We start from the raw sequence: 18,264 nt of genomic DNA, 5'->3' as shown, positions 1-18,264 counted from the left end.
GCAACCCAGTTCATCAACCCTTAAAGTAGAAAACCACACGCTGTTGGTGAGCGATTTTCTCAGGAAGCTAGTTTATCAAGTAGCCAACCTAAATAGACACATTGACGATTATCGGGTAACAAGCGAGCACTTAAATTAATTTAAGATTATTTAATCATAAGCTAATGCCATTACAAGGCAAAAACACTTTCGACAAAATTTACCGTCAGCTCATGGTTTTGTCCAAAATTTAACGAAAAATGTAAGAAAGCGTGGGGAAAAAATCCAATTATTGGAAATTCACCTTCCAGAAAAGCAACAAGCCAGAAGGAATCCTTCTGGCTTGTTTCGTTCTAAATGGTATTTAAACCGCTTTTACTTGAATCACATCACCTGCGATTAAGTTAGCTTCAGAGGCAGCTTTCAGCATTTTAGTACGCTTGGTTCTATCAATAACATCACCAACCAGCTGACCACATGCGGCATCAATATCATCACCACGAGTTTTACGAACCGTTACTGTGTAGTTGTATTCCATCAGCGTTTTTTGGAAGCGATCAATGCGAGAGTTGCTTGGCTTCTTATAAGGCGAACCCGGATAAGGGTTAAATGGAATCAAGTTGATCTTACAAGGCGTATCTTTCATTAGCTCAGCAAGTTCACGAGCGTGGTCCATATCATCATTCACATGATCCAACAGAACGTACTCAACCGTTACTTTACCGCGGTTAGCATTTGAAGAAGCAATGTAGCGACGAACCGATGCTAGGAAATCTTGGATATCCCAACGGTCGTTGATTGGCATGATTTGGCTACGTAGCGCATCGTTTGGTGCGTGTAGAGAAATCGCCAGAGCGACATCGATGTTGTCTGTCATCTGATCAAGACCAGAAACAACACCAGATGTTGATACTGTCACACGGCGCTTAGACAGAGAGAAACCTAGATCATCAAGCATCAGCTCTAATGATGGAATTAGGTTCTTCATGTTAAGCAGAGGCTCACCCATACCCATCATTACGACGTTAGTAATTGGACGACGACCCGTTTCTTTCTCTAAACCGATTTCACGTGCAGCACGCCAGATTTGACCAACGATCTCTGAAACTTTCAGGTTACGGTTGAAGCCTTGTTGAGCCGTAGAGCAGAATTTACATTCAAGCGCACAACCGACTTGCGAAGATACACATAGCGTCGCACGGTCACCATCTGGGATGTATACCGTTTCAACGTCTTGGTCACCAACGCTCATCGCCCATTTAATAGTGCCATCCGCAGAGTGCTGAGCTTCAGAAACGATAGGTGCAACAATCTCACAGCGATGCAGCAGTTTCTCACGTAACTTTTTGTTGATGTTGTTCATTTGTTCGAAGTCATCGACACCGAAGTGATAAATCCACTTCATCACTTGCTCTGCTCGAAACGCTTTCTCATTCAGTTCTTCTGTGAAAAATTTACGAAGACCTTTACGATCAAAATCGAGTAGATTGACTTTAGCTGTGGTCATGATGCCTCTCAATGACGGAACAATAATTAAGGGCGCGAATTGTACAGCCTTTACGCAACTTCAACAAGCACTGTAAAACCTTGTGTTTACTAAGACATTCAAACTTAAGTGATTAAAATTTACACAGTCAAATTTACCTGCTTAAGTTTGGCCAATTCAAAGAGAGATTCCCGATTACGCTCCTCCGTCGCTTTCGGGAATGACGGGCTTTAACCACCGAATACTTGCGCGTTCTCCGACCTCCTGCTAACGCTGCTCGTTATCTTCACGGCCTTCCAACTAACCCTACTTGCTCGTCATTCCAGAACCGAGGAACGAGGTATCTGGAATCTCCGACAACACACTCCAATTCCCAACCGCGTTCCTTGTAGCTTTCGGGAGTAACGCTTGAATCCATCAGAAACGAAAAAGGCTTCACCGAAGTGAAGCCTTTATTGAGACTTGCTGTTGTCTGCTTATTCAGCTGAACGCGGGCAAATTTCAGATTCTGGGAAAAAGAATTCGATTTCGCGAGCCGCAGACTCAGGGCTATCGCTGCCGTGTACTGAGTTGTAACGCATGCTGATTGCGTAGTCAGCACGGATAGTGCCGCATGCCGCTTCTTCTGGGTTAGTTTTACCCATTAGTTCACGGTAACGAGCAATCGCGTTTTCGCCTTCAAGTACTTGAACCATGATAGGACCAGAAGTCATGAACTCTTTTAGTGGTCCAAAGAACTCTTTACCTTCATGTTCTGCATAGAAGCCACTTGCTTGCGCTTCTGTAAGAGAAACCATTTTAGCGGCAATAATCTGTAGGCCAGCTTTTTCAATGCGGTGGTAGATTTCACCGACAAGGTTACGCTTAACTGCATCCGGCTTAACAATTGAGAACGTTCTTTCTAGAGCCATAGGGATTCCTTCACTTCATTTTTTTGTTATTAAATACTGAAATTACTAAGATCATTCGATCTGAGTTTATGAATAAGCGGTATCGAAATACCGCTCACTCTTATTATTATTTTGCTTGGTCGATAAGAAGACGAGCCAGTGTACGAACACCCATACCAGTCGCGCCTGCAGCCCACTTATCACTTGATGACTTACGGTAAGTACCCGCGCAGTCCATGTGAATCCAACCTTTTTTGTAGTCATCTACAAAGTAAGAAAGGAACGCAGCAGCTGTACTTGCACCCGGTGTGTAATCACCAGAGCTGATATTTGAAAGATCAGCAAAGTTTGAAGGCAACATACCACGGTGGAAGTCAGCAAGAGGCAATGGCCATAGGCCTTCTTTCTCTTGGTTTGCAGCTGTTAGTGCTTGATGAGATAACTCATCATCGAAGCTCAATAGTGCGTGGTAGTCGTTACCTAATGCATTTTTAGCCGCGCCAGTTAGCGTTGCACAGTCGATGATCAACTCTGGATTCTGAGCGCTTGCGAACATCAGGCCATCAGCTAAAACTAAACGACCTTCCGCATCGGTATTCATGATCTCGACAGTCTTACCATTTTTGTAAGTAATGATGTCGCCAAGCTTCAATGCACGACCAGAGATCATGTTCTCTGCACAACATAGGATAAGCTTAATACGCTTGTTTAGGCCGCGTTCAATCGCTAGACCTAAACCACCGGTAATAGTCGCTGCGCCACCCATATCAGCTTTCATTGCTGTCATGAATTGACCTGGCTTGATGCTGTAACCGCCTGAGTCGAAAGTGATGCCTTTACCCACAAGACAAGCAAACACGGGTGCGTTTTCATCGCCAGTTGGGTTGAAGTCCAGTTGAAGCATTGCTGAAGTACGTTCAGAGCCGCGACCTACCGCGTAGATACCTTCCCAACCTTCAGTTAGGAGATCTTTGTCTTTAACGATTTTTGCTTTAACAGTGCCTGCTGGTGCCACTGACTTGATGTATTCAGCTGCCATTGTCGCTAATTGACGAGGGGCAACTTCTTCAGCCGTTTTGTTGATGATGTCACGCGTCCAATCTGTCGCGCGGATACGTGCTTCTAATTCAACTTGATCAGCTTCAGCTAGAGCATCCCACTCCAATGCATTCTTTTTCTTTGGTCCACGGTAGCCTTGGTAAAAAGCCCAAACACTTTCAAGATCCCAACCTTCACCGCTAAGTGCAACCAATGCGATACCTTGTCCGTCAAGCGTACGACCAGCACGTTGAACCGCACCTAAATCGTGGCCTTCACCAATGTGAATTGTCGCTCCCGCTTCCGAAAACGATAAGATAGCTCTTGCTCCCCACTGAGGCTGGGCAGCTTCTTGACTTAAAAATACTGACATCTGTGTAGACATGATTTCTCCTTGTCTTTGAACCACGTTGAGTGAGTGATTCTGATTATTTTTTATTAGCGCTCTGATGTTAGCATTATGTAGAAGTAAAATGTCATTTTGATAAAAAAACGGACCATAAGGTCCGCTTTTTTTAGTAAGAATTGTTAACTTGGCTGTGTTTTATATTGGATAAATTCCAACCAACGACCAAATTATAGAACAAGAGGGTTAGTCCATCTCATCCATCCAGCATAAAATAATGGCCTCTAGAATTTTCTCATTCGAGTGATTCGGCTCATCATCAAAATCTTCAAGATCTAACACCCATTGATGCAAGTCTGTAAAACGTACGGTTTTAGGATCAGTCTCCGGGTATAAATCACATAGCTCAATCGCAATGTCTCGCGAATCAATCCATTTCAAGCTCATAACACTTCCTTATCTTTATCAGCGACGATTTGTCATCTTAATGATTTATATTTTATGCCAGTTTTACTAACACGTTTAGTCGAGCTGAGTTCTTAGTGCTCTTCAGAAGCTAAGTTCAGTGTGTACTTTGGAATTTCAACTACAAGGTCAGTATCAGCTACTTTAGCTTGGCAACCAAGACGAGATTCCATTTCCAGACCCCATGCTTTATCAAGCATATCGTCTTCTAGGTCATCACTTTCTTCTAATGAGTCGAAACCTTCACGAATCACAACGTGACATGTAGTACATGCACACGATTTCTCACATGCGTGTTCAATACCAATACCGGCCTTCAATGCAACATCAAGAACCGTCTCACCAGTTTTTGCTTCTAAAACAGCGCCTTCTGGACATAGATCTTCGTGAGGTAAAACAATAATCTTTGGCATGTTTATCTATTCTCTAACTATTAAATATTATCGACTGACTGACCTGACAGTGCAGCTCGAATTGATTTATCCATACGACGAGAAGCAAAGTCTTGGCTCGCTTTGTCGGTATTCTTAATTTCTAGTTCGATGGCATCAGCGTTTTCGCCATTGCGTACTTCAATCAATGCCTCAATAGCTTGCAGAAGTTGCTGCTTTTCTTGCTCATCAAGCAGCTCATCGCCATCAGCTTGCATTGCTGCAATAAGACCTTCGATAACACGATCTGCTTCTACACGTTGTTCAGCTAGAGCACGCGCTTGCATGTCTTCTTTAGCAAACGTCATCGAATCTTTCAGCATGTTCGCCACTTCATTATCGCTTAAGCCGTAAGACGGTTTAACCTGAATTTCAGCTTGAACACCTGTGCTCTTCTCCATAGCCGTCACCGATAGCAGGCCATCAGCGTCTACTTGGTAAGTCACACGAATATGCGCCGCACCAGCCGCCATTGGTGGAATGCCTTTTAGAGCAAAACGAGCCAATGAACGACAGTCATCAACCATCTCACGCTCACCTTGCACGGTGTGCACTGTCATTGCAGTTTGACCGTCTTTGAACGTGGTAAATTCTTGTGCGCGAGCAACAGGGATCGTGGTATTACGTGGAATGATCTTTTCGACCAAACCACCCATAGTCTCGATACCTAAAGAAAGCGGGATAACATCAAGCAGCAGCATTTCAGAGTCAGGCTTGTTGCCGACTAAGATATCCGCTTGGATAGAAGCGCCAATCGCAACCACTTCATCTGGGTTAATGCTGGTTAATGGCGTACGACCAAAGAAGTCACCCACCATTTCACGTACAAGCAATGTACGAGTTGAACCGCCGACCATCACGACTTCTAAAACATCATCCGCGTCAACTTCGGCATCTTTCAATGCACGACGACATGAAAGCAGTGTTTTCTTAACAAGCGGCTTAATGATGTCTTCAAACTCTTCACGAGTTAATGAACCAGCCCAACCCAACACTTCAACATTAACGCTTTCAGCTTCAGATAAGCCAATCTTCGCTTCTGTTGCTGCATCTAGAAGAATACGATTCTGTTCTGCAGTTAGCTCTGATAAGCCCATTTGCTCTTGGAAATGTTCTGCGATCAAGTGGTCAAAGTCGTCTCCGCCTAATGCAGAGTCGCCACCAGTTGCTAATACTTCAAAGACACCTTTCGACAGGCGTAAGATAGAGATATCAAAAGTGCCACCGCCAAGGTCATAAACCGCAATCACCCCTTCTTTACCAGAATCCAAACCGTAAGCAATCGCTGCCGCAGTAGGTTCATTAAGAAGACGTAACACGTGAAGACCAGCAAGTTGAGCCGCGTCTTTTGTACCAGCACGCTGTGCATCATCAAAATACGCAGGAACCGTAATTACGGCGCCAGATAACTCACCGCCTAGCGTAGTCTCAGCACGTTGGCCAAGCGCTCGTAGAATATCAGCAGAAACCTGGATTGGGTTCTTGTTGCCTTGTTCTGTACGGATCACAGGTAGACCATTATCACTTTCTTCAAACTGATATGGCAGAGACGGGTATCGCTGTTGAATATCCGACAGTGAGCGACCAATTAATCGCTTTACTGAGATAATGGTATTTTTAGGGTCAGTCTGCGCGTTAGCACGAGCTTCATCGCCAGTCGTATAAGATTCCGACTGGTAGTGAACAACTGAAGGTAAAATGCTTCGACCTTGTTGATCAACGAGTGTGCTCGCCTCGCCACTGCGTACTGCAGCAACCAACGAGTTTGTTGTACCTAAATCAATACCCACTGCAAGCTTGTGCTGGTGAGGAGCGGCGCTTTGCCCTGGTTCTGCAATCTGAAGTAGTGCCATGGATGTGTCCTTGTTATACAAACTAGCCGATCAAACGATCTTCAACTAATTCGATTTCATTCTTTAATTTTGCAATAAACTTAAGCTTTCTTACTCGGTCTGCAGCTTCTAGCCAAGCTTCGCTTTCGAGTTCTTGTTGGATAGCACTTAATTGTTGTTTATACATTTTGCTAACCTTGCCTTCAAATGCAAATAGCGCATCTTCAGGATCAGAACTGTCTGCGATATCTTCCAGCTCTTCACGCAGTTCCATTTGCTCCATCAGGAACATAGGATCTTGCATGGTTTGTTGTTCACCACGAATGTCTTCTCCGTGTTGAACCAACAGGTATTCCGCTCGGCTGATTGGATTCTTCAATACCTGGTACGCATCGTTGATTTGTGCCGCTTTTTGCACGGCTAATAAGCGGTCACGCTCAGAAGCTATCGCAAATTTATCAGGATGGAATTGGCGTTGCAGATCTCTAAACTGAGAAGAAAGAAGGCTACCATCCAGTTGAAACTGAAGTGGTAGCCCAAATAATTCGAAATGATTCATGTAAAGGTGGTCCTAAGTTTAGGCTCTTTGTTCAGAGCCTAATTTTATTCTTCGCTTACAACGCTTAACGATTCAAGCGTTTAAACATTGAAGCTCTCACCACAACCACATTCGCCTTTCGCGTTCGGGTTGTTGAATTCAAAACCTTCGTTTAGGCCTTCTTTTACATAATCAAGCTCAGTACCGTCTAGGTATACTAGGCTCTTTGGATCAATGATGACCTTAACACCAGAGTGCTCAAACACTTCGTCTTCTTCGTTAAGCTCGTCAACGAATTCCAGTACATACGCCATACCCGAACAGCCAGTAGTTTTTACTGCTAAGCGTAACCCGAGACCTTTACCACGGTTATCTAGGAAAGCTTGAACTCGGCTTGCTGCCGTATCTGTCATGGTGATGGCCATACTACAACCTTGTGTTTTATATAAATTGAGAACTCAGGTGGGAGCACAAAGGGTGCTCCCAAATATTACTTATTTTGTCGACGTAATTACGGTATTGAAGCGATTAGTGCTTCTTTTTGTAATCCGCAACAGCTGCTTTGATTGCATCTTCAGCAAGAATTGAACAGTGAACTTTCACTGGTGGCAACTCAAGCTCTTCTGCGATTTCAGAGTTTTTAATAGCAGCTGCTTCGTCAATACTTTTACCTTTAACCCACTCTGTAACTAGTGAGCTAGAAGCGATTGCGCTACCGCAACCGTAAGTCTTGAATTTTGCGTCTTCAATAATGCCTTCTGCAGATACTTTGATTTGCAGTTTCATTACGTCACCACAAGCCGGTGCGCCAACCATGCCGCTACCTACACTTGGGTCTTCTTTATCAAACGAACCTACGTTACGTGGGTTTTCGTAGTGATCAATTACTTTTTCGCTATATGCCATGATAGTTACCTCGAATCCTCTATTTCCGTGAGATTAGTGATGAGCCCACTCAACAGTGTTCAAATCAATCCCTTCTTTATACATATCCCATAGAGGAGACATGTCGCGTAATTTGTTTACCGCTACACGGATTTGTGCAATCGCGTAGTCGATTTCTTCTTCCGTTGTGAAACGGCCGAATGAGAAACGTACTGAGCTATGTGCCAGTTCATCGTTTAGACCAAGAGCACGTAGAACGTATGAAGGCTCTAGGCTTGCTGATGTACATGCTGAACCCGATGATACTGCTAGGTCTTTTAGAGACATAAGCAGAGACTCACCTTCAACGAAAGCGAAGCTCACGTTTAGGTTGTGTGGTACACGTTGGTCTAAGTCGCCGTTTACGGTTACGGCTTCTAGATCTTGAACACCTTTCAATAGGCGCTCACGAAGTGCTAGTGCGTGATCGTAGTCTTTCTGCATGTCTTGTTTAGCGATAGCAAACGCTTCGCCCATACCCACGATTTGGTGAGTAGCAAGAGTACCAGAACGGAAACCACGTTCATGACCGCCACCGTGCATTTGCGCTTCAAGGCGAATACGTGGCTTACGACGAACGTACAAAGCGCCGATGCCTTTAGGGCCGTATGCTTTGTGTGCAGACATAGAGATAAGATCAACTTTCATCTCTTTTACGTCTAGTGGGATTTTACCCGCAGACTGCGCCGCATCAACGTGGAAGATGATCTTACGTGCACGACATAATTCGCCGATTGCACCGATATCTTGGATTACACCAATCTCGTTGTTTACGTGCATGATAGAAACTAGAACAGTATCTTCACGCATTGCAGCTTGAAGCTTGTCTAGATCAATGATGCCGTTTGCTTCTGGCTCAAGGTATGTAACCTCAAAACCTTCACGCTCTAGTTGGCGACATGGATCAAGAACCGCTTTGTGTTCTGTTTTGCACGTGATTACGTGCTTACCTTTCTTCTCGTAAAAGTGCGCTGCACCTTTGATAGCAAGGTTATCTGACTCTGTAGCTCCTGACGTGAAAACAATCTCACGTGGGTCTGCATTTAGTAGATCGGCAATTTGCTCACGAGCATTATCTACTGATTCTTCTGCCTGCCAGCCATAACGGTGTGAACGAGACGCAGGGTTACCGAAGTTACCATCCATCGTCATACACTGAACCATCTTTTCAGCAACACGTGGATCGACTGGACATGTAGCTGAATAGTCAAAGTAAATAGGCAGTTTCATTTTCTACTCCAATGTAAAAACTGACCGCTAAGAGCGGGCATTAACACCGTGAGGTGCTGCACTAATCGTTGTAGTGCTCGTATTTTTTTGTGCAAAACCATTATTAACCGCAAGATCAATATCTTGACGATCAGAAATCTGTAAAACTTCGTTATCTTTCATTAGCTCACCGAGCGTAATGTCATTTAAGAAGCTGCTAATACGGGAGCTTAAATCACGCCATAAAGTGTGAGTTAAACAACGACTACCACCTTGGCAATCTGCTCTACCGTGACACTTAGTTGCATCGACCGATTCGTCAACTGCAGCAATCACAGTTCCGACAGCGATGTCGCCCGCTTCAGCACCTAGGCGGTAACCACCACCAGGACCACGAACACTAGCAACTAAGCCAGCTTTACGTAACTTAGAAAATAGCTGTTCTAAGTAAGATAACGAAATACCCTGTCGCTCTGAAATGTCAGCCAGAGGAACTGGGTTTTTTTTGCGAATGCAGTGCTACATCTAGCATAGCTGTTACCGCATATCTTCCTTTAGATGTAAGTTTCATATCACACCGTATCCACATTGTTTATGTGGTTGGAATTTTCCCATACCCGACTAAATTGGTCAAGTATTTAGTTGACTATTTTAGTCAGGTATTCCCCCCTACCTATTGCATGGGCTTTATTTGTCTTTATTACTCTTCTCAATAGAGGTCAAAATACCGCGTAGAGTATTGATCTCTTGCAGTTCAGGACGAGCTCGGCTGAATAGGCGACGTAGCTTGTTCATCACCTGACCAGGCTTGTCCTTAGAGATAAATTGGGTATCGATGATCACTTTTTCAAGGTGTTCGTAGAACATTTCTAGTTCTTCGTGACGAGGATAGTCATCTTGTTGCTGCGGCTGATATTGACTAGCAACCATATCAAGGTGTGCCACACGAACTTCATAGCTCAGCGTTTGTACCGCCATTGCTAGGTTCAGTGAACTGTATTCAGGGTTTGCAGGAATACACACATGATAATGACACTTTTGCAGTTCATCATTTGTTAGACCAGTACGTTCACGGCCGAAGACTAATGCTACAGGGTGTTTTTGACCTTCAACTGCAAACTTTTCACCACATTCACGCGGCTCAAGCATTGGCCATTCAAGCGTACGTGAACGCGCACTCGAACCTACCACCAAACCACAGTCTTTTACTGCTTCATCCAGTGTAGAAACAATCGTCGCATTTTCTGCGATGTCACCTGCACCAGCTGCCAGTGCTAAGGTCTGCTCGTCAACTTCACATTGAGGGTCGACAAGAACCAATTGACTCAAACCCATCACTTTCATTGCGCGAGCTGCTGATCCGATATTTCCCGAATGAGACGTACCAACCAGAACGACTTTTACATTGTCTAACATGCTATATGACACCACTTTAAAAATAATCGCGAGATATTAACACATAGCTAAGTAAAATGGTCAGACCCTTCTCGTAATGTGAATTCAAGAGTTCAAAAAACAACCACTTCCCTTTTGCAAAAAATTTGGTATACTCGCCGCCGCTTTAAACTGTTCTTTAACATCTTGTGGGAAAAACCTATGCATCCAATGCTAAACATTGCGATACGCGCTGCGCGTAAAGCTGGCAACCATATTGCTAAATCTCTAGAAACAACTGATAAGATCGAAACGTCTCTAAAAGGTAACAACGATTACGTTACTAACATTGCTCAAGAAGCTGAGTACATGATTATTGAGACAATCAAATCATCTTACCCAGAGCACAGCATTATTTCTGAAGAGTCAGGCCTAACTGAAGGTAAAGACTCTGACGTACAATGGATCGTTGACCCACTAGATGGCACCAACAACTTTGTAAAAGGTTTCCCTCACTTCTCAGTATCTATCGCTGTTCGCATGAACGGTCGTACAGAAGTTGCTTGTGTTTATGATCCAATGCTAAACGAGCTATTCACAGCTCAACGTGGCGCTGGCGCACAACTTAACAACGCTCGTATGCGTGTTACTCAACTTAAAGACCTTCAAGGTACTGTTCTTGCTACTGGTTTCCCGTTCAAGCAAAAACAACACTCTGAATCTTTCATGAAAATCATCACTGGTCTATTCGTTGACTGTGCTGACTTCCGTCGTACTGGTTCTCCAGCTCTTGACCTATGTTACCTAGCGGCTGGCCGTGTTGACGGTTACCTAGAACTAGGCCTTAAGCCATGGGATCTAGCAGCTGGCGATCTAATCGCTCGTGAAGCTGGTGCTATCATGACTGACTTTGCTGGCGGTACTGATTACATGACTTCTGGTAATGTTGTTGCTTCAAGCGCACGTGGTGTTAAGTCTATTCTTAAGCACGTTCGTGAGAACTCTAACGAAGGTATGCTGAAGTAATTCAGACCTTGCGTTAATGCTCTTTGGTTAAGAGCAAAAGATTTTCAAAGCCTCGCGATTGCGAGGCTTTTTTGTATCTGCTCTTCGAGATACGAGATACGAGCAGAGTGGCGCTTAGTTACATTGAGTGCAACTCACTTCAACGTTAAATTGCGTTGAGCTCAACCACAAAATACAGATGTAAAAAAACCGCTAGTTGCCTAGCGGTTTTTTTGGTTTATCGAAACAGTTAAGCCAAGGCTTAAGGCATCTCGTTAAACTCTTCACCTTCTTTTTCCACTTGTGGTGGCATTAGGTGTTCACGCGTGATACCCAACTTCATAGCTAGTGCTGATGCAACGTAGATAGAAGAGTAAGTACCAACCGTAATACCCAATAGAAGTGCAGTCGCGAAGCCGTGAATCATAGCACCACCCTGTACAAACAGAGCGATAACCACGAACAACGTCGTACCAGAAGTAATCAAGGTACGGCTCAATGTTTGTGTGATTGAGCTGTTCAATACTTCAGGCGCTTCGCCTTTACGCATCTTACGGAAGTTCTCACGAATACGGTCAAATACCACTATGGTATCGTTGAGGGAGTAACCGACCACCGTCAGCAAGGCTGCCACGATAGTAAGGTCTACCTCGATTTGCATTAGAGAGAACACACCTAGTGTGATGATAACGTCGTGCGCTAGGGCTAATACAGCACCTGCAGCCAATCGCCATTCAAATCGCACTGATACGTAGATCAAGATACAGATCAGAGAAACTAAGATCGCAAGACCACCAGCTTCTGTTAGTTCATCACCCACGTTTGGACCAACGAACTCGATACGACGCATCTCAACTTGCTCACCAGTACCATCTTTAATCGCAGACAGGATTTGGTTACCAAGCGTTTCGCCCGCAACACCATCACGTGGGCGTAGACGAACCATTACCTCACGCGCAGAACCAAAGTTCTGAACCGTAGCATCACCAAAGCCTTCAGCTTCTAGTGCACTTCGGATATCGGGTAGGTTTGCTGGTTCCTCAAAACCCACTTCAATCAGAGTACCGCCGGTAAAATCTAGACCCCAGTTCAACGATTTCGTTGTTAGGGTGAAGATAGCCGTACCAATCATCAAGATAGAAAATACAAAGGCAACCTTTGACCAACGCATAAAGTCGATCATTTTTTCTGCTTTTAGAATCTGAAACATATTAATTCCTAGCCTTAGATCGACAGTTTCTTAACACGTTTACCGCCATACATCAGGTTCACGATACAACGTGTTCCGATAATAGCTGTAAACATTGAAGTCAAGATACCGATTGATAACGTTACCGCGAAGCCTTTAATCGCACCTGTACCGACAGCAAATAGAATGATTGCTGTTAATAGTGTGGTGATGTTGGCATCGGCGATTGTGCTAAATGCGTTTGCATAACCTTGGTGAATCGCTTGTTGTGGACTGCGTCCATCTCGAAGTTCTTCACGTATACGCTCAAAGATAAGAACGTTGGCATCGACTGCCATACCGACCGTCAATACGATACCGGCAATACCTGGTAGCGTCATTGTCGCGCCAGGAATCATCGACATCACACCAATAATCAACACCAAGTTAGCCATCAGAGCGACATTCGCAATCAAACCGAAAGTACGGTAGTAAAGCAGTGTGAATAGCATTACTGCAGCCATACCCCAAACCATCGCCATGATGCCCATATCGATGTTTTGTTGACCCATAGATGGACCAATCGTACGTTCTTCTACAATCGAGATAGGAGCAATCAATGCACCAGCACGTAGTAGAAGTGCCAAGTTATGAGCTTCAGCCGTTGAGTCGATACCTGTAATACGGAAGTTACGGCCAAGTGCAGATTGAATCGTCGCTTGGTTAATCACTTCTTCGTGCTTACTTAGGATCACTCGGCCTTCAGGTGTTTTACGACCGCTGTCTTTGTACTCTGCAAATACGGTTGCCATTAGCTTACCGATATTTTGACGAGAGAACGTAGACATCTTGCTACCACCTTCGCTATCTAGCGAGATGTTAACTTGTGGGCGACCGTATTCATCAACACTTGAGCTTGCATCTGTAATGCTAGAACCGCCTAAGATAACGCGCTTCTTAAGTACTACAGGGCGACCATCACGGTCTTGCTTGATTTCACTACCAGCAGGAGCACGACCAGCAGCTGCAGCGGCCAAATCGGCACTGCTGTCTACTTCACGGAATTCAAGAGTCGCGGTTGCGCCTAAAATTTCTTTAGCACGAGCCGTGTCTTGAACACCTGGCAATTCCACTACGATACGGCTAGCACCTTGACGTTGAACCAAAGGCTCAGCAACACCAAGTTCGTTAACACGGTTACGTAGAATGGTAATGTTTTGCTCTACCGCGTAGTTGCGGATTTCTTGTAGGCGAGTTTCAGTGAAGTTAGCAATTAAAGAGAAACGACCGTTAGATTCTGAATCTACGAACGTCATATCTTGGTGCTTAGATTGCAGTAGCGATTTCGCTTCAGCAAGCTGCTCTTCGTTACGCAGAATCACTTCCACGGCGTCTTTACCCGATGGGCGAATAGCACGGTAACGAATTTTTTCTTCACGAAGTTCGCTACGGAACGCTTCTTCTTGTTGGCCAACGAGCTTTTCCATTGCAGCGTCCATATCCACTTCCATTAAGAAGTGAACACCACCACGTAGGTCAAGACCCAGTTTCATTGGTGCAGCACCAATAGACTCGAGCCAATCAGGAGTTGAAGCAGCTAAGTTTAGAGCAACGATAACGTCATCGCCTAGTGCTTCTGTGATGATATCACGGGCACTGATTTGCGTATCTGTATCGTTAAAGCGAACAAGAATGGAACCGTTCTCTAGAGCAACGGATTTAGTAGAAAGGCTCTTTGCTTCAAGAGCGTCGGTGACAGCATCCAGCGTAGACAGATCTACAGAGGCGCCGCGCGCCCCTGTAACTTGAACTGCCGGATCTTCACCGTATATATTTGGAAGTGCGTACAACGCAGCGATAGCGATGGCAAACATCACCATCAAATACTTCCATAACGGATAACGGTTTAGCACAGCGAGGATCCTCTAGCTGTTTATAGAGATTTCAGAGTACCTTTTGGTAGCACTGCTGTAACGAAGTCTTTCTTGATAACAACTTCGTTGTTTGCGTTCAGTTCGATAGCAACGTAGTCGCTGTCTTCTGCAATCTTAGTAATCTTACCAATCAGACCGCCGCTAGTTAGAACTTCATCGCCTTTGCCCATAGAAGACATAAGGTTCTTATGCTCTTTTACGCGCTTAGCTTGTGGACGGTAGATCATGAAGTAGAAGATCACAGCGAACATACCTAGCATGATAAGCATTTCGAAACCGCCGCCTGCTGGTGCACCTTCTGCTGCTGCGTGAGCTTGAGAAATAAACATTAAAAACATCCTCTATTATATTTTAGTAATTGTTTGTCTAATTGGGTTGCATCCCTTTATTTTCAAGCCCCATCACTCGGAAGAGAGATGGGGCTCGCAAAAAAGAAATACTAAGATTCTTTACCTAGTGGTGGCACTTCACGCCCCATTCTTGCGTAGAACTCAGCAACGAACTCTTCAAAACGGTCTTCATCAATAGATTGACGAATGTCTGACATGATTCGTTGGTAGAAACGCAGGTTGTGGATAGTGTTTAGTCTTGCACCTAGGATTTCATTACAGCGATCCAAATGATGTAAGTAAGACTTACTGTAGTTCTTACAAGTGTAACAGTCACAATCTGAATCTAGTGGTGTTGTATCGGTTTTATGCTTCGCATTACGGATCTTGATCACACCTTCAGTCACAAACAAGTGGCCGTTACGTGCATTTCGCGTTGGCATAACACAGTCAAACATGTCGATACCACGACGAACACCTTCAACTAAGTCTTCAGGTTTGCCTACACCCATTAGGTAACGTGGCTTATCTTCAGGTAGTTGAGGACATGTGTGCTCAAGAATACGGTGCATGTCTTCTTTTGGTTCGCCTACAGCTAGGCCGCCAACAGCGTAACCATCAAAACCAATTTCTGTTAGGCCTTTAACGGATACATCACGAAGGTCTTCGTATACGCCACCTTGAACGATACCGAATAGTGAGTTCGGGTTTTCTTGCTTATCAAAGTGATTGCGTGAACGCTGAGCCCAACGAAGAGACATCTCCATTGAGTCTTTAGCTTCTTTATGCGTCGCAGGATAAGGCGTACATTCGTCAAAGATCATTACGATGTCTGAACCTAGATCCTTTTGGATTTCCATCGACTTTTCAGCGTCCATGAAAATCTTGTCACCGTTTACAGGGTTACGGAAGTGAACACCCTCTTCAGTGATTTTACGCGTAGCACCTAGGCTGAATACTTGGAAACCGCCTGAATCAGTCAGGATAGGTCCTTTCCAGTTCATGAAGTCGTGCAAATCACCGTGCAGTTTCATGATTTCTTGACCAGGGCGTAACCATAGGTGGAACGTATTACCTAGTAGGATTTCAGCACCGGTGTCTTTCACTTCTTCAGGAGTCATGCCTTTAACCGTACCGTAAGTACCTACTGGCATGAATGCTGGTGTTTCAACGCTACCACGTTCAAACTGAAGTTGACCACGACGTGCGCCGCTGTTTGTTTTTTTAAGTTCGTATTTTAATTTCACGAAGCCTCCAATGTGCCAGAGAAACAATCTGACTGATAATTCAGAACCTGAAGCTAAACATAAGTTCAATCTAGCGAGTTCTATGAGGAGCGGTCGCGTATTCCTTGCGAGAGATTAGACAGTGACCTGCCCGACTCCTAGCCTACTGCTAGCACCCGTAAATATTTTGTATCCATTGGTGAGTCTATTAGCTCACCAAGCTCTAAGATCAAAGCTTTAATTTATGCTGTTTTCTTGTTGATGAACATGGCATCGCCGTAGCTGAAGAAACGATATTCGCTCTTCACTGCGTGATCGTATGCGCCCATCACATTGTCATAACCAGCAAATGCACTCACCAACATAATCAATGTTGATTCTGGTAAGTGGAAATTAGTAATCAAGCAATCCACTAACTGATATTCATAGCCAGGGAAGATGAAGATTTCGGTATCACCAAAGAAAGGAACAAGCTCAGTGCCTTTTTTCAGTGCATCTTGCGCTGCACTTTCTAGTGAGCGCACTGATGTTGTACCAACGGCAATGATGCGACCGCCACGTGCTTTTGCAGCAGCTACGGCGTCAACCACTTCTTGCGGCACTTCAACGTATTCTGCATGCATGTGATGATCATTGATGTTATCCACTTTAACGGGCTGGAATGTGCCAGCACCAACGTGAAGTGTCACGTAAGCAAACTCAACACCTTTTTCTTTCATGCCAGCCATTAACTTGTCATCAAAATGAAGGCCAGCTGTTGGCGCAGCAACTGCACCCGGCTTTTCATTATAGACAGTCTGGTAGCGCTCTTTATCGGCGTCTTCATCTGGACGATCGATATAAGGCGGTAATGGCATGTGACCGACGTTGTTTAGAATATCTAAAACGCTTTGATCAGATGTGAAATGGATTTCAAATAACGCATCATGACGCGCCACCATTTCAGCTTCATATTCATCGTTCTCACCAAGGAACAACTTAGTGCCCGGCTTTGGTGATTTAGAACAACGAACATGCGCCAGAATGCTTTTCTCATCCAACATACGCTCAACAAGCACTTCAAGCTTACCGCCTGATGCCTTGCGACCGAATACACGAGCAGGAATAACACGAGTGTTATTAAAAACGACAAGATCACCTGGTTCAACCAAGTCTAAAACGTCTTTAAACGAACCATCAGCTAGGTTACCGCTGTTGCCATCTAATTTAAGCAGACGGCTTGCTGTGCGCTCCTCTTGAGGGTAGCGAGCAATGAGTTCATCTGGTAGGTCAAAGTGAAAATCTGAAACTTGCATGTTTGTAGTCTTGTCTTAGTTGATGAGGTTTGTATCGTTGTCGAATCATAAATCGCCGCCGCTAATACACCGTTACCGTAAGGAAATAGCTACCGTAAACAGATCGCAGGCGCGACTAAAAATTTCGCAGTGGGCTAGTATAGGCACACGAGCCGCAATAGCAAGGTTTACGACAACTGATTATTGTAAAGATGCGTTAAATAATGCTACAGATTAGACGCTTTAATTTCGATAATTAGTTGCATAAAACTCACCCGAAAATGCGTTAGATCTCAGTTATTTTTCAGATAAAAAACTATAGTAATAGTAACAAATAAAAAAATAAGGAGGTTCGTATGATCAAGGTTGAAGATATGATGACTCGCAACCCTCATACTCTATTGCGCTCACATTCACTGGCCGATGCAAAGCACATGATGGAAGCGCTTGATATCCGCCATATTCCGGTCGTTGATGCCGACAGAAAACTACTCGGTGTCGTCACACAGCGAGACGTTCTAGCCGCTCAAGAATCCAGTCTACAAAACATCCCACAAGCTCAATCTTTTACTCTTGCTACTCCCCTCAACGACATCATGCATAAAAGTGTTATGTCAGTAGAGCCGCGTGCGGGTTTAAAAGAATCAGCGATCTATATGCAGAAACACAAAGTGGGCTGTTTACCTGTCGTAGAAAACTACGAACTAGTGGGGATAATTACTGACAGTGATTTCGTCACGATAGCGATTAACTTATTAGAGCTACAAGAGGAAGTAGAGCCGGAAGAAGCTGAAGTAGAGTGATATGACAATAAGA

Annotated in this window: 18 protein-coding genes and 1 pseudogene; 2 read left to right on the top strand and 17 right to left on the bottom strand. The window is 44.4% G+C overall.

The genetic code is table 11. From position 1 onward, the window contains the following. Positions 1 to 343: 343 nt before the first annotated feature. From rlmN to trmJ, 12 genes and pseudogenes are all read right to left on the bottom strand, one after another. Positions 344 to 1,486 (bottom strand): dual-specificity RNA methyltransferase RlmN, encoded by a 1,143-nt coding sequence (rlmN, locus tag QWZ07_RS08585; RefSeq protein ID WP_009848292.1) that lies wholly within the window; start codon positions 1,484 to 1,486, stop codon positions 344 to 346. Positions 1,487 to 1,941: 455 nt separating this feature from the next. Then, positions 1,942 to 2,376, bottom strand: coding sequence for a nucleoside-diphosphate kinase (ndk, locus tag QWZ07_RS08580; protein ID WP_102297413.1), 435 nt, complete (start codon positions 2,374 to 2,376; stop codon positions 1,942 to 1,944). A 106-nt stretch (positions 2,377 to 2,482) separates the two neighbouring features. Beyond that, positions 2,483 to 3,778 (bottom strand): aminopeptidase PepB, encoded by a 1,296-nt coding sequence (gene pepB, locus QWZ07_RS08575; RefSeq protein ID WP_017098071.1) that lies wholly within the window; start codon positions 3,776 to 3,778, stop codon positions 2,483 to 2,485. 207 nt (positions 3,779 to 3,985) lie between these two features. Beyond that, entirely contained in the window at positions 3,986 to 4,186 is a 201-nt protein-coding gene (iscX, locus tag QWZ07_RS08570; protein WP_017098072.1) for a Fe-S cluster assembly protein IscX, read from the bottom strand. A 92-nt stretch (positions 4,187 to 4,278) separates the two neighbouring features. Further along, complete coding sequence (fdx, locus tag QWZ07_RS08565) at positions 4,279 to 4,617, bottom strand: ISC system 2Fe-2S type ferredoxin (RefSeq protein ID WP_004735098.1); 339 nt, start codon at positions 4,615 to 4,617, stop codon at positions 4,279 to 4,281. A 20-nt stretch (positions 4,618 to 4,637) separates the two neighbouring features. Beyond that, complete coding sequence (gene hscA / locus QWZ07_RS08560) at positions 4,638 to 6,488, bottom strand: Fe-S protein assembly chaperone HscA (RefSeq protein ID WP_192853430.1); 1,851 nt, start codon at positions 6,486 to 6,488, stop codon at positions 4,638 to 4,640. Between the two features lie 22 nt (positions 6,489 to 6,510). Continuing rightward, positions 6,511 to 7,026 (bottom strand): co-chaperone HscB, encoded by a 516-nt coding sequence (gene hscB / locus QWZ07_RS08555; protein WP_009848288.1) that lies wholly within the window; start codon positions 7,024 to 7,026, stop codon positions 6,511 to 6,513. A gap of 80 nt (positions 7,027 to 7,106) precedes the next feature. Further along, the gene (gene iscA, locus QWZ07_RS08550; protein WP_004735095.1) at positions 7,107 to 7,430 is read right to left on the bottom strand and encodes an iron-sulfur cluster assembly protein IscA; all 324 of its coding nucleotides are present in this window, start codon (positions 7,428 to 7,430) and stop codon (positions 7,107 to 7,109) included. Positions 7,431 to 7,533: 103 nt separating this feature from the next. After that, on the bottom strand, positions 7,534 to 7,911 hold the full coding sequence (iscU, locus tag QWZ07_RS08545) for a Fe-S cluster assembly scaffold IscU (protein ID WP_004735094.1): 378 nt from the start codon (positions 7,909 to 7,911) through the stop codon (positions 7,534 to 7,536). A gap of 33 nt (positions 7,912 to 7,944) precedes the next feature. Then, positions 7,945 to 9,159, bottom strand: coding sequence for an IscS subfamily cysteine desulfurase (locus tag QWZ07_RS08540; protein WP_009848287.1), 1,215 nt, complete (start codon positions 9,157 to 9,159; stop codon positions 7,945 to 7,947). Positions 9,160 to 9,186: 27 nt separating this feature from the next. Further along, a pseudogene (gene iscR / locus QWZ07_RS08535) lies at positions 9,187 to 9,709 on the bottom strand (Fe-S cluster assembly transcriptional regulator IscR). Between the two features lie 116 nt (positions 9,710 to 9,825). Next, a complete protein-coding gene (trmJ, locus tag QWZ07_RS08530; RefSeq protein ID WP_017110475.1) occupies positions 9,826 to 10,554 on the bottom strand; it encodes a tRNA (cytosine(32)/uridine(32)-2'-O)-methyltransferase TrmJ in 729 nt (242 codons plus the stop codon). Positions 10,555 to 10,734: 180 nt separating this feature from the next. Here trmJ and suhB point away from each other — a divergent pair, with 180 nt between their 5' ends. Further along, positions 10,735 to 11,538, top strand: coding sequence for an inositol-1-monophosphatase (gene suhB, locus QWZ07_RS08525; RefSeq protein WP_065105027.1), 804 nt, complete (start codon positions 10,735 to 10,737; stop codon positions 11,536 to 11,538). Between the two features lie 241 nt (positions 11,539 to 11,779). Here suhB and secF read toward each other — a convergent pair whose 3' ends face one another. From secF to queA, 5 genes are all read right to left on the bottom strand, one after another. Next, positions 11,780 to 12,727, bottom strand: coding sequence for a protein translocase subunit SecF (gene secF, locus QWZ07_RS08520; protein WP_017106487.1), 948 nt, complete (start codon positions 12,725 to 12,727; stop codon positions 11,780 to 11,782). A gap of 14 nt (positions 12,728 to 12,741) precedes the next feature. Beyond that, a complete protein-coding gene (secD, locus tag QWZ07_RS08515) occupies positions 12,742 to 14,598 on the bottom strand; it encodes a protein translocase subunit SecD (protein WP_017106488.1) in 1,857 nt (618 codons plus the stop codon). Positions 14,599 to 14,618: 20 nt separating this feature from the next. Then, positions 14,619 to 14,948, bottom strand: a complete 330-nt coding sequence (gene yajC / locus QWZ07_RS08510; RefSeq protein ID WP_010440492.1) for a preprotein translocase subunit YajC — start codon at positions 14,946 to 14,948, stop codon at positions 14,619 to 14,621. Positions 14,949 to 15,058: 110 nt separating this feature from the next. Further along, a complete protein-coding gene (gene tgt, locus QWZ07_RS08505; RefSeq protein WP_004735086.1) occupies positions 15,059 to 16,195 on the bottom strand; it encodes a tRNA guanosine(34) transglycosylase Tgt in 1,137 nt (378 codons plus the stop codon). A gap of 221 nt (positions 16,196 to 16,416) precedes the next feature. Further along, positions 16,417 to 17,469, bottom strand: a complete 1,053-nt coding sequence (gene queA, locus QWZ07_RS08500; protein ID WP_192853428.1) for a tRNA preQ1(34) S-adenosylmethionine ribosyltransferase-isomerase QueA — start codon at positions 17,467 to 17,469, stop codon at positions 16,417 to 16,419. A gap of 335 nt (positions 17,470 to 17,804) precedes the next feature. Here queA and QWZ07_RS08495 point away from each other — a divergent pair, with 335 nt between their 5' ends. After that, positions 17,805 to 18,251 carry a CBS domain-containing protein gene (locus QWZ07_RS08495; protein ID WP_099167100.1) on the top strand — a complete coding sequence of 149 codons (447 nt, stop codon included), beginning with the start codon at positions 17,805 to 17,807 and terminating at the stop codon, positions 18,249 to 18,251. Positions 18,252 to 18,264 lie beyond the last annotated feature (13 nt).

This window comes from Vibrio lentus (assembly GCF_030409755.1).
GTDB classification, from domain to species: Bacteria; Pseudomonadota; Gammaproteobacteria; order Enterobacterales; family Vibrionaceae; genus Vibrio; species Vibrio lentus.
Note: the sequence above shows the minus strand (reverse complement) of the source record. Positions and strands in the feature narration are given on the sequence as shown.